Origin of the sequence: Bacillus sp. RHFS10, assembly GCF_016757475.1 — a bacterium.
GTDB lineage: Bacteria > Bacillota > Bacilli > Bacillales > Bacillaceae > Bacillus > Bacillus subtilis_G.
Window position 1 is genome coordinate 554,757 of the sequence record NZ_JAESPO010000001.1, and the last position, 14,157, is coordinate 568,913.

The following is a 14,157-nucleotide window of genomic DNA, read 5'->3' on the forward strand; positions in this document are numbered from 1 at the left end:
ATGGTAATTTCTTTATTATAAATATCATTTTATTTTAATTTAAATTTTAAAATGATTAAACGTTTGCAGAAGGGACGTTAGAATATGTCAAAACAACAAATCGGAGTTATCGGACTTGCGGTCATGGGTAAAAATCTGGCTTTAAATATCGAGAGCCGGGGATTTTCTGTTTCTGTTTACAACAGATCAAGCAGTAAAACGGAGGAGTTTTTGCAGGAGGCAAAAGGAAAAAATGTTGTTGGCACATACAGCATTGAAGAATTTGTCCAATCCTTGGAAACACCGCGTAAAATCTTATTAATGGTGAAAGCGGGAACTGCAACAGATGCGACAATTCAATCTCTTCTTCCTCATCTAGAAAAGGATGATATTTTAATTGACGGCGGTAATACATACTATAAAGATACACAGCGCCGTAACAAAGAACTTGCAGAAAGCGGCATTCACTTTATCGGAACAGGCGTTTCCGGCGGTGAAGAAGGAGCGCTTAAAGGGCCTTCTATTATGCCTGGAGGACAAAAAGAAGCACATGAGCTTGTGAAGCCGATTCTTGAAGCGATTTCTGCAAAAGTTGACGGAGAACCTTGTACGACATATATCGGTCCAGACGGTGCCGGCCATTATGTGAAAATGGTGCATAACGGAATTGAATACGGAGATATGCAGCTGATCTCTGAATCTTACTTCATTTTGAAACAGGTGCTTGGCCTTTCAGCGGATGAGCTTCATGACATTTTCGCTGAATGGAATAAAGGCGAGCTTGACAGCTACCTGATTGAGATCACGGCTGACATCTTTACGAAAAAAGACGAAGAGACAGGCAAACCGCTTGTTGATGTCATTCTCGATAAAGCAGGACAAAAAGGAACAGGAAAATGGACAAGCCAAAGCGCGCTTGACTTAGGTGTTCCGCTTCCGATTATTACTGAGTCTGTATTCGCGCGCTTTATCTCAGCGATGAAGGAAGAGCGTGTGAAAGCGAGCGGCCTTCTTTCAGGACCTGAAGTGAAGCCTGTTACAGACAATAAAGAAGAGCTGATTGAAGCAGTCAGAAAAGCGCTGTTCATGAGTAAAATCTGTTCTTATGCGCAAGGATTTGCCCAAATGAAAGCAGCTTCTGAAGAATACAACTGGGATCTGAAATACGGCGAAATCGCTATGATCTTCCGCGGCGGCTGCATCATCCGCGCGGCATTCCTTCAGAAGATCAAAGAAGCTTACGATCGCGAACCTGCGCTCGACAACCTGCTTCTTGACAGCTACTTCAAAAATATTGTAGAAAGCTACCAAGGAGCGCTTCGCCAAGTGATTTCACTTGCTGTTGCCCAAGGTGTGCCGGTGCCATCATTCTCAAGCGCATTAGCTTACTATGACAGCTACCGCACAGCTGTACTCCCTGCAAACTTAATTCAGGCGCAGCGTGACTACTTTGGCGCCCATACTTATGAGCGTACAGATAAAGAAGGTATCTTCCATACTGAATGGATGAAGTAATAGAAAACCCCCGAAGCCCTTAGGGCTTCGGGGGTTTTTGGTTATTGAATGAACGTTGACAGCCGCAAAAAAAGCCGAAAATGCGCTACAGCATTTTCGGCTTTTTCTGTATTATATATTCCACCAGTTCAAGCCGTCTTTCGCCAAAAGATCATCTGATTCTTTCGGTCCCATAGAGCCTGACTCATAGTTTGGAGATAGGGTCTTGTTTGCTGCCCATGTTTCAGAAATGGCGTCGACAAAACTCCAAGACAAGGCAACTTCATCCCAGTGTGCAAAGTTTGTGGCATCACCCAGAAGACAGTCGTGAATCAATTTTTCATATGCTTCAGGGGTGTTCATCTCATCATTGCAATTGCTGCAGTAATCCAGTTTGATTGGCTGCGCGTGTGCTGCTCCGCCGAGCTTTTTAGCGTTTAAGTAAAGCGTAATGCCTTCGTCAGGCTGAATATGGATCACGAGCAAGTTTGGATTCATGTTGTTTTCATTGCCGTAGTACAGGTTCATCGGAATGTCCTTAAATTGAACGACGATTTTCGTGGACTTTTCTTTCATTCGTTTTCCGGTGCGGATATAGAATGGAACACCAGCCCATCTGAAGTTGTCGATCAAGAGCTTTCCTGAAACAAAGGTTTCTGTATTTGAGTCAGGAGCGACATTATCTTCATCCGTATAAGCAGGGACCATCACACCGTCAATTTCACCGGCTTGATATTGTCCGCGTACAAAATACTCATCTACTTCGTCTTTTGCAACAGGGCGCAGTGCTCTCAGCACCTTCACTTTTTCGCTGCGGATTTCTTCTGTGTTCAATTTGATCGGCGGCTCCATTGCAAGAAGGGCAACCATTTGCATGATATGGTTTTGCACCATGTCGCGCAGGGCGCCAGATTTTTCGTAATATCTCGCACGGTCTTCGACGCCAAGTGATTCGCTAGATGTGATTTGAATATTTGAGATGTAGCGGTTCGTCCAAAGCGGTTCGAAAATCGCATTGGCAAATCGAATCACTTCAATGTTCTGAACCATTTGTTTGCCTAGGTAATGGTCGATTCTGTAAATTTGATCTTCTGTAAACGCTTCGCGGATTTCTTTGTTCAACGCCTGTGCGCTTGGCAGATCATGGCCGAACGGCTTTTCAATGACAAGGCGGGACCAGCCTGTTGTTGCTGTCACACCTTCTGATTTTAATGTTTTTGCAATTGTCCCGAAGAATTCAGGAGCCATTGCCAAGTAGAACATTCTGTTGTTCGGAATTTGATATGTATCTTCCAGCTGGTTAAGCAATACGTTAAGCTCTTGATAAGAGCCAGGATTTGTCACGTCGAACGGGTGATAGTAAAAATGAGACGTGAAATCATCTATATGTTTATCTGCAGATGAGGAAATGGATGTTTTAACCGTTTGGCGAAGATCCTCATTAGACCAAGGTCTTCTTCCAACTCCTACTACTGCAAACTCTTCTCCGATTTGTCCGTTTTGATATAAACGGTGGATAGACGGATACAGTTTTCGTTTTGCTAAATCTCCCGTTGCGCCGAATATGACAATTACTGCTTTTGGTTGTTGGTTTGTTTTCACTAAAAGTACCTCACTTTATTCGAAGCTTTATTTTAGTACACCCCGTATATTTTCTTCATTTTAAATCTAAAATTGAACGAAAGCAAACATTTCAGCCCCTTTTTTTGCAGAATACCGTAAAAATGTCTCTAGAACAAAAGGATTGTTCCTTTCAGAGGCAAGATTCACATTTTACGCATGATCCTGTATTCTTGTAGTTAACTAGTTCTAGTAGGAGGAAGGAAATGTGGAATTACTTTTTTTAGGGACGGGAGCCGGCATTCCCGCTAAGGCGAGAAACGTAACGTCGGTGGCGTTAAAATTGCTTGAAGAAAGACGTTCGGTATGGCTGTTTGACTGCGGGGAAGCCACACAGCATCAAATTTTACATACCACGATTAAACCGCGTAAAATCGAAAAAATCTTCATTACCCACATGCACGGCGATCATGTATACGGACTTCCAGGGCTTCTGGGGAGCCGTTCTTTTCAAGGGGGAGAGGACGAGCTGACGGTGTACGGACCTAAAGGGATCAAGGCGTTTATTGAAACAAGCCATGCCGTCACGAAAACCCATCTGACATATCCGCTTATGATCAAGGAAATCGAAGAAGGAATCGTGTTTGAAGACGAGCAGTTTATGGTCACGGCCGTATCTGTTATTCATGGAGTGGAAGCTTTCGGATACCGTGTGCAGGAAAAAGATGTGCCTGGTTCCTTAAAGGCGGATTTATTAAAGGAAATGAACATCCCGCCCGGGCCTGTGTATCAAAAAATCAAAAAAGGCGAAACGGTAACGCTTGATGACGGGCGCATCATCAATGGAAATGATTTTCTGGAGCCTCCTAAGAAGGGAAGGGCTGTGGTATTTTCCGGAGATACGAGAGTAAGTGATAAGCTAAAAGACCTTGCAAGAGATTGTGATGTGCTTGTTCATGAAGCGACCTTTGCTAAGGAAGATCGGAAGCTTGCTTATGATTATTTTCACAGTACAACGGAACAAGCGGCCGTAACAGCGAAAGAAGCGGGGGCGAAGAAGCTCATTTTAACCCATATCAGCGCCAGATATCAGGGAGATGCCTCTCTGGAGCTTCAGAAAGAAGCGGATGACGTTTTCCCGAACAGCGTAGCGGCTTATGATTTCTTAGAGGTAAACGTCCCCCGGGGCTGAGGCCAAGAGCTCTTATTTGACAATTTGTAATTATGTTGTATAATAAAACGTAATCATTACGTTTTATAAGGAGATGTTAATATGAGAGTCAATGTTACTTTAGCCTGCACTGAAACGGGAGACCGGAATTACATCACAACAAAAAACAAACGCACCAACCCAGACCGTTTAGAGCTGAAAAAATATTCACCGCGTTTAAAGAAATATACCCTTCATCGTGAAACGAAATAATAGAAAAGAAGACCGGGCGTCCATACCCGGTCTTCTTTTATGTTAATTGACTGCCTGATAAAGTGGAGCAGCCTGCTGGCACGCTGCACACCATACATCATAAATAGCCAAATGAACGATATGAGGTTCATCATGATGGATGTTGTGAGAGCTGTTTTTAGCTTGAATCCAGCCGCTTTGATGAGATAGAGACAATATGCTGCTGTGCATGTTTAGCCACTCCTGTTCAGCGGTGAATTTCTCAGTCCGTTCACCCGATGACAACACAAGGAGAGGCATGTTTCCCAAATGGACTTGCTTCCGTTTGAGCTCCTGCAGGCTTCTTGAAAATTCTGCATGTGTGCCCTCAAGCATCATCTTTCTTGTATCAGCATTGTGCATTTCTTCAGGAATAAAGGAGCAGCTTGCACAATCTCCTAAAGCTGGATCAAGGAGAACCATGCCGATAATATCTCGCTTGTTTTTGCAAGCCCATAAACCGGTGATGACAGCTCCATATGAATGTGAAACAGCCAGATAAGGAGGTTTTACATCTGCTGCTTTAAGCAAACTCTCCAATTCTTCCCCTTTTTGTTCAGCTGTTCGTTTAGCGCTGCTTTGTCCGCTTTTTCCAATTCCCGCCCGATCATATGTGAAAATGCCAAATTCATCATCAATGTCCGCTATTAATGGGTTCCACGTCTCAGAAGAAGTACCGTAGCCGGCCTCAAAGACAATCGTTACACCGCTTGATCCTCTCCGGTGTTGTGTATGAAACGCACATCCGTCAATTGTATATGTCTTTTCCATCCAAGCTGAGTTCATTGGAGTCATCTCCTCTAATTGGTTCTACTAGGGAGACGGAGAACCTGAGCTGATCGTTTCTCTAAAAATAAAAAAAGAGATATCCGTTTGAGGATATCTCTTGTGGGCATTACCAGCCTCTCTCATATTGAACAGGGGCCGGAATCTCTGTATTGAGCTGTTTCGCTGCTGTTCTTGCAAAGAAAGGATCCCGCAATAGCTCTCTGCCGATAAAGATGAGGTCGGCACGTCCATTTTGCAGAATTTCTTCAGCCATTGAACCGTCTGTAATCATGCCGACAGCACCAGTTGCCATGTCGGCCTGTTCACGGATTTTCTCAGCGAAGCTGACTTGATAGCCGGGGAATACGTTAATGTCTGCGTGAACAAGGGCGCCTGAGCTGCAGTCAATTAAGTCAACACCCTGCTCCTTCATCCATTTTGCAAAACCGATGTGATCGGCGATGTCTAAGCCTTTATCTGTATAGTCAGAAGCAGATACACGGACAAATAAAGGGCCGTTCCATACTTGTTTGACTTCATCAATGATCTCTCTTAAGAAACGATAGCGGTTTTCTGGTGAGCCGCCGTATTCATCTGTGCGATGGTTGGAAAGCGGAGATAAAAATTCGTGAATTAAGTATCCGTGTGCCGCATGAATTTCAATCATATCAAAGCCGGCTTCTTTTGCGCGGGCAGCCGCTTGTTTGAACTCGCGGATTGTTTCTTTTATTTTTTCTGCTGACATTTCTACAGGTGTTGCTGATTGTTCGTCAAACGCAATCGCCGATGGAGCGAAAATATCTCCTTCAAGCTCTGCTTTACGTCCGGCATGGGCAAGCTGAATGCCGATTTTTGAGCCTTGTTCTTTGACCTGCTCAGTCAGTTTGGCAAAGCCTTCAATATGCTCGTCACTCCAAATTCCTAAGTCTTGGTCTGTGATTCGTCCTTGAGGATTAACTGCTGATGCCTCGACAATAATCAGCCCGACCTGGCCGATTGCGCGCGATATGTAATGTGCCATGTGGAACGGCGTCAATTTTCCGTCCTTTTCATGAGAAGAGTACATGCACATTGGCGACATGACAATGCGGTTTTTTAACGTCATATCTTTAATGGTAATCGGTGTGAATAATTTTCTGGCCATTTCTTTCGCCTCCCGTAAGGTTTTTAGAGGTTGATTATATCAAGTCATTTCTTTCCCGTCATATAAACTGCTCAAAAGATCCGTTTTTGTCAAACATTTCTGTATAATAGATATGGAATCATTTTATTTTTCAAGCTAGAAGCGTTTTTATACATAGGAGGGGGCGGAGATCGATGAATTGGCAGACGAAGGACGAATTACTGACCCTTTTAACTTCTCTTGTGCAATACGAAAGCATCACCGGTTCGAAGGGAGAGGCAGCACTTGCAGAATATCTTTATTTTATTTTGAAAGACAAGCCTTATTTTCAAAAACATCCTGATGATGTAACACTTCATCCGATGGACGACGGCAGATCCTTTCTTACGGCTCTTGTCAAAAAGAAGAATGTCAAAAAGACAGTGCTTTTGCTGAGCCATTTTGATGTCGTGGACATAGAGGATTACGGAGAATTCAAACATATGGCTTGTAAGCCTGCTGAGCTTTTGAGCTCCTTTTTAGAGAAAAAAGAGCTGCTTCCGGAACGTGTGAGAACAGACGCTGAAAGCGGAGACTGGCTGTTCGGAAGAGGCACGATGGATATGAAAGCGGGACTTGCCGTTCAGCTGTCGATGCTGGAGCGGGCAATGAACGGCCAATTTGAAGGCAATCTGCTGTTGATTACGGTTCCTGACGAGGAAGTGAATTCGAGAGGCATGATTGAAGCGGTTCCTGTACTGAAGGAAATGGAGAAAAAGCATGATCTCTCATTTTCCGCTTGTCTGAATGCTGAACCGATGTTCGAAAAATTTCCCGGCGACCAGCAGCAATATATTTATACAGGAAGTATCGGCAAGGTGCTTGCGGGATTTTTCTGCAAGGGGATTGAAACCCATGTCGGAGAGCCGTTTTCAGGCATAAACGCAAATTTAATGGTATCGGAGATTAACCGCTTGCTTGAACTGAATTCTGATTATTGCGAGAAGGTTGAAGGTGAAGTCACCCCGCCTCCGGTAAACTTAATGCAAAAGGACTTGAAAGAGGCGTATTCTGTTCAGACACCGCATACAGCTGTCACGTTATTTAATGTGCTGTCCATGAAACGCTCGGCCAATGAACTGCATCAGATGCTGCTTAAAACCGCGGAACAGGCGGCGAGAGAAATAACCGCGAATATTCGGAAGAAAACACAGGATTTTCAGCAATTTGAGTCGTTTACGCCGATGGAACGCGACGTCTCTGTTTTGACATTTGATGAGCTGGCCGCGCGTGCGAGAAAGCGTGCCGGAAACTCTGAAATAGAGCGGGTTCTGAATTATGCCTTTGCCAACAGGGGAGATCTTGGGGACAGGGATTTTTCGACGAAAATGGTATCTGAGCTTGCTTCGCTTTGTAAGGAGGATGCGCCGCTGATTGTTCTTTTTTACAGCCCGCCGTTTTATCCGGCGGTTTCTTCAAAGGACGATCACTTGATTAGGAATACAGCTGATCAGCTTATGCATTATGCGGCTGACAGATACGGCATAGCGTTACAGGAGGTTCAGTATTTCCCGGGACTTTCAGACTTAAGCTATCTACAGCTCGAAAAGCAGGAAGTCGACGTGTACACAAGCAATATGCCGCTCTTTAATAGAGGATATTCACTGCCAAGCGGCAAAGATCAGGCTTTATATGTCCCGGTTTTAAATGTCGGTCCGGCTGGAAAAGACCCGCACAAATGGACGGAAAGGCTGTATATGCCTTATTCCTTTGAAGTGCTTCCCGATTTGCTTTTATTTACGATCTCCGCGCTATTAAAACCATCAGAAACTGCCAGCCGGCTGATTTAGGAAAAACAAAAGACAGAAGGCATTGCCCCTTCTGTCTCTGGGCTTACGTCTCTAAGGCGGCACCGGAAAACTGCTCTTTAATCTCGGCGCTGCGTTTAGCGGTTTCTTCAACACAGTGAATAATCGCTTCTTCAAAGCGTGAGTCCTGTAAAGCGCGAAGACCTGCCTCTGTTGTGCCTCCCGGACTCGTGATTTCCTTGCGCAGTTTTGCGGGCTGTTTGCCGCTTTGAAGGAGCATATCTGTTGCCCCTGCCATTGTCTGCAAAATGAGAGCCTTTGCCGTTTCCTCATCCAATCCTATTTTTTGCGCCGCTTTTTCCATTGCTTCAATATAACGGTACACGAAGGCCGGGCCGCTGCCGGCTATTGCCGTGACAGCGTCGAGATGCCGTTCCTCAACAAGTGTGGCATCACCGATTGTTTCCAATAAAGCTTTTGCCGCGGTCATATCTTCCTGGCTTGCTTCAGCGCTTACGGAAAATCCGGTTGCTGATTTGCGGATGGCTGCAGATGTATTAGGCATGACGCGAATGACCGCGAGCTTTCTGCCAAAATAGTGCTGAATGGTTTCGATGGTAAGACCTGCAAGTACTGAAATCACAAGCTGGTCCTTGATATACGAACGAATGCTGTCAATGCTTTCCGCTGCGTCCTTCGGTTTAAAAGCGAGGATGATGATATCGGTTTGAGTGAAAAACTCATTTTTATCTCTGCAGGGACACACGCCGTACGTTTCCTTTAATTCAATCAAACGCTCGTCATTTGAGCGGTTTGTGATATAGATATGTTCTGGTTTTGTGATGCCGCTTTGCAAAATACCGTTAATCATTGCTTCTGCCATGGACCCGGCGCCGACAAATCCTATCTTTTTCATTGATATCCTCCTTTAATCAGAACAGCAAAAAACCTTTTCATCACGTAAAGGACGAAAAGGTTCGCGGTACTACCCTCATTAGCACAAGTTGTGCTCAGCTCTAATCCCGTAACGCGGGAAACGTTTAGGTTTTCCTAACCGCGACTTGAGGGCAGGTTCTACAAACAAGCGAACCGCAATGCCTTTCAGCCGGGGGCATCGCTCTCTTTGGCCATTGCCTTGTATACGATTCCTCGTCATAGCGTTCCAATGGTTCTCGTTTTATTTTGTTGTTCATTATGCAATGCGGACAAGCTCATGTCAATAGCTTTTTCAAAAAGGGACTTTCTCATTCGGCAATAATGACACAAGACTGAGAAAAAGCTAAAATATGAGTAATGAATGAAGACAAGGAGCGAAAGGATGACAACTGCAGATGTTATGACGATCCGCGTCCCGACACCCTTTGCTGTGGGCGATGTTATCGTTTACCTCGTAAAAGGTGATGCGCTGACACTTATCGATGCCGGGCCGAATACAAAAGAGGCTGTTAGAGCCCTTCAAGAGCAGCTTGCCGCTGTAAATGTGAAAATGTCAGATATCGAGCAGGTTGTACTGACTCACCATCATGCTGATCATGCAGGCTTGCTTGATGCCTTTTCTGATGAAATCGAAGTGATTGGGCATCCGTTCAACGAACCTTATATCAGCCGAAATCAAGCTTTTAGGGATTGGCAAAAATGTTTTTTTCAAAAGCTTCTGCCTGAATTAGGCGTTCCGTTTGATACGGGAAAGACAGAAAAGCTGATTCGGTCAGCGTACGCGTTTTCCTGTACGAGATCCCTGACGAAAACAGTCAGAGAAGGGATGAGCGTTGATGGGCTTGGGGGCTGGACTGTTTTGGAGATGCCTGGACATGCTGAATCGCATATTGTTCTTTTCCATGAAAAAAGCGGTAGAATGATTGGCGGCGATCTTCTGCTGGCCAACAGCTCGTCTAATCCGATTCTGGAAGCGCCGAAAACGGGAGACATAAGATCAAAGCCTTTAGTTGATTATCAGCGGTCATTGCGAAGGCTGTCTGAACTTGATCCAACAATCGTGTTTCCCGGCCACGGCGAGACGATCACCAACGTACAGGCGCTGATAGAGAAGCGTTTTGACAAGCAGAGGAACAGGACGGAGGATGTGCGGCGCATGCTGGATGAAAAGCCGATGACCGCTTTTCAGGTCTGCCAGCAGCTTTTTCCTGCTGTGTATGAAAAGGACTTATTTTTAACGATGTCAGAAACGGCAGGGCATCTTGATGTGTTGGCGGCTGAAGAATCCATCACGTCATATTGGGAAGGAAATACTGCATATTTTAGAACAATGAAGAGGTGAAATGGATGAAGCATATAGCGGGAAAGCGGATATGGATAACCGGCGCTTCAGGAGGGCTCGGTGAAAGAATCGCATACTTATGCGCGGCTGAAGGAGCCCATGTCCTGCTGTCGGCAAGACGTGAGGAGCGTTTAATAGAAATTAAAAGGAAGATAACCGAGGAATGGAGCGGACAGTGTGAGATTTTCCCTCTGGATGTCGGCAGCCTGGAGGATATCGCCTGTGTCCGCGGTCAGATCGGCTCGGTTGATGTACTGATTAACAATGCGGGCTTCGGTATATTTGAAACGGTCCTAGACTCGACGCTGGATGATATGAAAGCGATGTTTGATGTGAATGTCTTCGGCCTGATCGCCTGTACAAAAGCGGTGCTTCCGCATATGCTTGAGCAAAAAAAGGGCCATATCATCAATATCGCTTCTCAAGCGGGGAAAATTGCAACACCGAAGTCGAGCCTTTATTCCGCGACAAAACATGCCGTGCTCGGCTACTCAAACGCTTTGCGGATGGAGCTGGCGGGAACAGGCATTTATGTGACAACAGTTAATCCGGGACCGATTCAGACGGACTTTTTTTCCATTGCTGATAAAGGCGGGGAATACGCCAAAAATGTGAGTCGCTGGATGCTTGATCCTGATGACGTGGCAGCTCACATTACAGCTGCTATTTTCACGAACAAACGGGAGATCAATCTTCCGCGTTTCATGAATGCCGGCACCAAGCTGTACCAGCTGTTTCCAGCTCTGGTTGAAAAGCTGGCAGGACGCGTGCTTATGAAAAAATAATGGTGGAACTGCCTGTGGTGAGATGGCTTGTTCGCATACCCACAGGCAGTTTTTTATAGAGGAAGGGAGAATCATTGGATGTCAATCAATCAAGAAGCCCTTCATGTTCTGCTCAAAGATCCGTTCATTCAGAAACTGATTGACGCAGAGCCTGTATTCTGGGCAAATTCCGGCAAGAAAGAGAGCCCGTTATTTCACGCAGATGAGTGGGAAAGCGAGATAGAGGGAGCGGAAAATAGGCTGCGGCGGTTTGCTCCTTACATTGCCGAGGTGTTTCCTGAGACGAAAGATGCCAAAGGAATAATCGAATCTCCGCTTTTTGAAATGCAGCATATGAAGGGAAAACTGGAAGCGGCGTATCAGCAGCCCTTTCCGGGAAGATGGCTTTTAAAGTGCGACCATGAACTTCCGATTTCAGGATCGATTAAAGCGCGGGGCGGGATTTATGAAGTATTGAAGCATGCTGAAATGCTGGCGCTTCAAGAAGGAATGCTTCTGGAAAACGATGATTACCGCATCTTACAGGAAGAGCGGTTTGCCGCGTTTTTCTCCCGCTATTCGATTGCTGTCGGTTCGACAGGAAACCTTGGATTAAGTATCGGCATCATCGGTTCGACACTCGGATTTCGCGTGACAGTGCATATGTCCGCTGATGCCAAGCAGTGGAAAAAGGATCTCCTTCGCCAAAAAGGTGTCACTGTCATGGAGTATGAATCAGATTACAGTGAAGCGGTGAAAGAAGGGAGACGGCAGGCGGAGCAAGATTCATTTTGTTATTTTATTGATGATGAACATTCCCGTCAGCTGTTTTTAGGATATGCTGTTGCCGCCAGCCGATTAAAAACGCAGCTCGACTGTATGAATATACAGCCAAGTCTAGAGACACCGCTGTTTGTGTATCTGCCGTGCGGAGTCGGCGGAGGGCCGGGCGGTGTGGCATTTGGGCTGAAGCTTTTATACGGCGACCATGTCCATGTGTTTTTCGGAGAACCGACTCATTCACCGTGTATGCTGCTGGGGCTTTATTCCGGCCTCCACGAGAAGATTTCCGTCCATGATATCGGTCTGGATAATCGGACGGCTGCTGACGGGCTTGCTGTAGGAAGGCCGTCAGGGTTTGTGGGCAAGCTGATTGAACCGCTGCTGAGCGGCTGTTATACCGTAGAGGACAATACGCTTTATGCCTTGCTTCATATGCTGGCTGTATCTGAAAGTAAATATTTAGAGCCCTCTGCTCTTGCCGGCATGTTCGGGGCCATTCAGCTTTTTTCGACAGAAGAAGGAAGGCTATATAGTCAGAAGCATAACATGGAACATGCCGTACATGTCGTCTGGGGAACGGGAGGAAGCATGGTTCCAAAAGAAGAGATGTCCGCTTATAATCGAATCGGTGCGGATTTGCTGAAAAAATAAGCAGACAGTGAAAGGGTTTTCCGTTACAATCTTTGTAAGGGTTTTAACCTACAGAGAGTCAGGTGTAAACAGTGAAAAATAAAGAGCTTAACTTACATACTTTATATACACAGCACAATCGCGAGTCTTGGTCTGGTTTTGGGGGACATTTGTCGATTGCTGTATCTGAAGAAGAGGCAAAAGCCGTGGAAGGGCTGAATGATTATTTATCTGTTGAAGAAGTGGAAACGATTTATATTCCGCTTGTTCGCCTGCTTCATTTGCATGTGAAGTCAGCCGCCGAGCGCAATAAGCATGTCAATGTTTTTTTGAAGCACCCTCATTCAGCCAAAATTCCGTTTATTATTGGCATCGCCGGCAGTGTGGCAGTCGGAAAAAGCACGACGGCGCGGATATTGCAGAAGCTGCTTTCGCGTTTGCCGGACCGCCCTAAAGTGAGCCTTATCACGACAGATGGTTTTTTATTTCCTACAGCCGAGCTGAAAAAGAAAAATATGCTGTCACGAAAAGGGTTTCCCGAAAGCTATGACGTAAAGGCGTTGCTCGAATTTTTGAATGACTTAAAATCAGGAAAAGACAGAGTAAAGGCTCCGGTGTATTCCCATCTGACCTATGATCGCGAGGAAGGGGTGTTCGAGATTGTAGAACAGGCCGATATTGTGATTATCGAAGGCATTAATGTTCTTCAGTCGCCCACCTTGGAGGATGACCGGGAAGATCCGCGTATTTTTGTCTCCGATTTCTTTGATTTTTCGATTTATGTGGACGCGGACGAAAGCCGGATTTTCACATGGTATTTAGAGCGTTTTCGTCTGCTTCGGGAAACGGCTTTTCAAAATCCCGATTCTTATTTTCATAAATTTAAAGACTTGTCTGATCAGGAGGCTGACGAGATGGCAGCTTCGATTTGGCAGAGTGTCAACCGGCCTAATTTATATGAAAATATCTTGCCGACTAAATTCAGGTCCGATCTCATTTTGCGTAAGGGGGACGGGCATAAGGTGGAAGAAGTGCTGGTAAGGCGGGTGTAATATCGTGCACCATATTGAACTGTATGTCTCCGATTTGGAAGCGTCTCGGCGGTTTTGGGGATGGTTCTTAACAGAACTTGGCTATAGAGAGTATCAAAAATGGGGCTCAGGCATTAGCTGGAAGAAAGATCATTTTTATCTTGTGATTGTGCAGGCGAAAGAGCCATTTCTCGAGCCGGCATACCACAGATGCCGTATCGGGCTGAACCATCTCGCCTTTCATGCTGAATCCAAGCTTCAAGTTGACCAGATGACCGAAAAACTGATGAGAAAAGGCTATCGTGTGTTGTATCGGGACCGCCATCCTTTTGCCGGAGGAGACGGGCATTATGCCGTTTATTGCGAGGATCCGGACCGGATGAAGGTAGAGCTCGTTGCCCCAAGCGGTTAATCATGGTCTTCGGACAGGCTGTTAAGCTTTTCCTCAATGCGATCCAGCTGCGCTTTTCGGTTCTTCGCGTACTTGAAGCCTGTAACAGCTGCAAAGATGACAGCGGC

At 45.6% G+C, this 14,157-nt stretch carries 13 protein-coding genes; 9 read left to right on the forward strand and 4 right to left on the reverse strand.

From position 1 onward, the window contains the following. The first annotated feature begins 84 nt into the window (after positions 1-84). A complete protein-coding gene (gene gndA, locus JMN17_RS02885) occupies positions 85-1,494 on the forward strand; it encodes an NADP-dependent phosphogluconate dehydrogenase (RefSeq protein WP_087990637.1) in 1,410 nt (469 codons plus the stop codon). A gap of 111 nt (positions 1,495-1,605) precedes the next feature. On the opposite strand, the gene zwf is transcribed toward gndA, so the two are convergent. Then, the gene (gene zwf, locus JMN17_RS02890) at positions 1,606-3,075 is read right to left on the reverse strand and encodes a glucose-6-phosphate dehydrogenase (RefSeq protein ID WP_087990636.1); all 1,470 of its coding nucleotides are present in this window, start codon (positions 3,073-3,075) and stop codon (positions 1,606-1,608) included. Positions 3,076-3,301: 226 nt separating this feature from the next. Between zwf and rnz the strand changes: the two genes are divergently transcribed. Both rnz and rpmG read left to right on the forward strand, forming a co-directional pair. Next, positions 3,302-4,225 carry a ribonuclease Z gene (rnz, locus tag JMN17_RS02895; RefSeq protein WP_087990635.1) on the forward strand — a complete coding sequence of 308 codons (924 nt, stop codon included), beginning with the start codon at positions 3,302-3,304 and terminating at the stop codon, positions 4,223-4,225. Positions 4,226-4,306: 81 nt separating this feature from the next. Further along, positions 4,307-4,456: a 50S ribosomal protein L33 gene (gene rpmG, locus JMN17_RS02900; protein WP_003226511.1), complete on the forward strand. Its 150-nt coding sequence runs from the start codon at positions 4,307-4,309 to the stop codon at positions 4,454-4,456. A 42-nt stretch (positions 4,457-4,498) separates the two neighbouring features. Here the strand turns inward: rpmG and JMN17_RS02905 are convergent, their stop codons facing one another. Both JMN17_RS02905 and namA read right to left on the reverse strand, forming a co-directional pair. Then, positions 4,499-5,260 (reverse strand): alpha/beta fold hydrolase, encoded by a 762-nt coding sequence (locus JMN17_RS02905; protein ID WP_202327280.1) that lies wholly within the window; start codon positions 5,258-5,260, stop codon positions 4,499-4,501. 109 nt (positions 5,261-5,369) lie between these two features. Continuing rightward, entirely contained in the window at positions 5,370-6,386 is a 1,017-nt protein-coding gene (gene namA / locus JMN17_RS02910; protein ID WP_148961976.1) for an NADPH dehydrogenase NamA, read from the reverse strand. 173 nt (positions 6,387-6,559) lie between these two features. On the opposite strand from namA, the gene JMN17_RS02915 reads away from it, so the two are divergent. After that, complete coding sequence (locus JMN17_RS02915; protein WP_202327281.1) at positions 6,560-8,194, forward strand: M20/M25/M40 family metallo-hydrolase; 1,635 nt, start codon at positions 6,560-6,562, stop codon at positions 8,192-8,194. A gap of 43 nt (positions 8,195-8,237) precedes the next feature. Here the strand turns inward: JMN17_RS02915 and proC are convergent, their stop codons facing one another. Further along, positions 8,238-9,068 carry a pyrroline-5-carboxylate reductase gene (proC, locus tag JMN17_RS02920; protein ID WP_202327283.1) on the reverse strand — a complete coding sequence of 277 codons (831 nt, stop codon included), beginning with the start codon at positions 9,066-9,068 and terminating at the stop codon, positions 8,238-8,240. A gap of 402 nt (positions 9,069-9,470) precedes the next feature. On the opposite strand from proC, the gene JMN17_RS02925 reads away from it, so the two are divergent. The 5 genes from JMN17_RS02925 (at position 9,471) to JMN17_RS02945 (ending at position 14,050) form a co-directional block, all read left to right on the forward strand. Next, positions 9,471-10,430 carry an MBL fold metallo-hydrolase gene (locus JMN17_RS02925; protein WP_087990630.1) on the forward strand — a complete coding sequence of 320 codons (960 nt, stop codon included), beginning with the start codon at positions 9,471-9,473 and terminating at the stop codon, positions 10,428-10,430. A gap of 5 nt (positions 10,431-10,435) precedes the next feature. Next, positions 10,436-11,215, forward strand: a complete 780-nt coding sequence (locus JMN17_RS02930; protein WP_087990629.1) for an SDR family NAD(P)-dependent oxidoreductase — start codon at positions 10,436-10,438, stop codon at positions 11,213-11,215. A gap of 78 nt (positions 11,216-11,293) precedes the next feature. Further along, positions 11,294-12,628, forward strand: coding sequence for a D-serine ammonia-lyase (gene dsdA / locus JMN17_RS02935; protein ID WP_087990628.1), 1,335 nt, complete (start codon positions 11,294-11,296; stop codon positions 12,626-12,628). Positions 12,629-12,699: 71 nt separating this feature from the next. Further along, positions 12,700-13,659: a type I pantothenate kinase gene (gene coaA / locus JMN17_RS02940; RefSeq protein WP_087990627.1), complete on the forward strand. Its 960-nt coding sequence runs from the start codon at positions 12,700-12,702 to the stop codon at positions 13,657-13,659. Between the two features lie 4 nt (positions 13,660-13,663). Beyond that, positions 13,664-14,050, forward strand: a complete 387-nt coding sequence (locus JMN17_RS02945; protein ID WP_087990626.1) for a VOC family protein — start codon at positions 13,664-13,666, stop codon at positions 14,048-14,050. Positions 14,051-14,157: the final 107 nt, after the last annotated feature.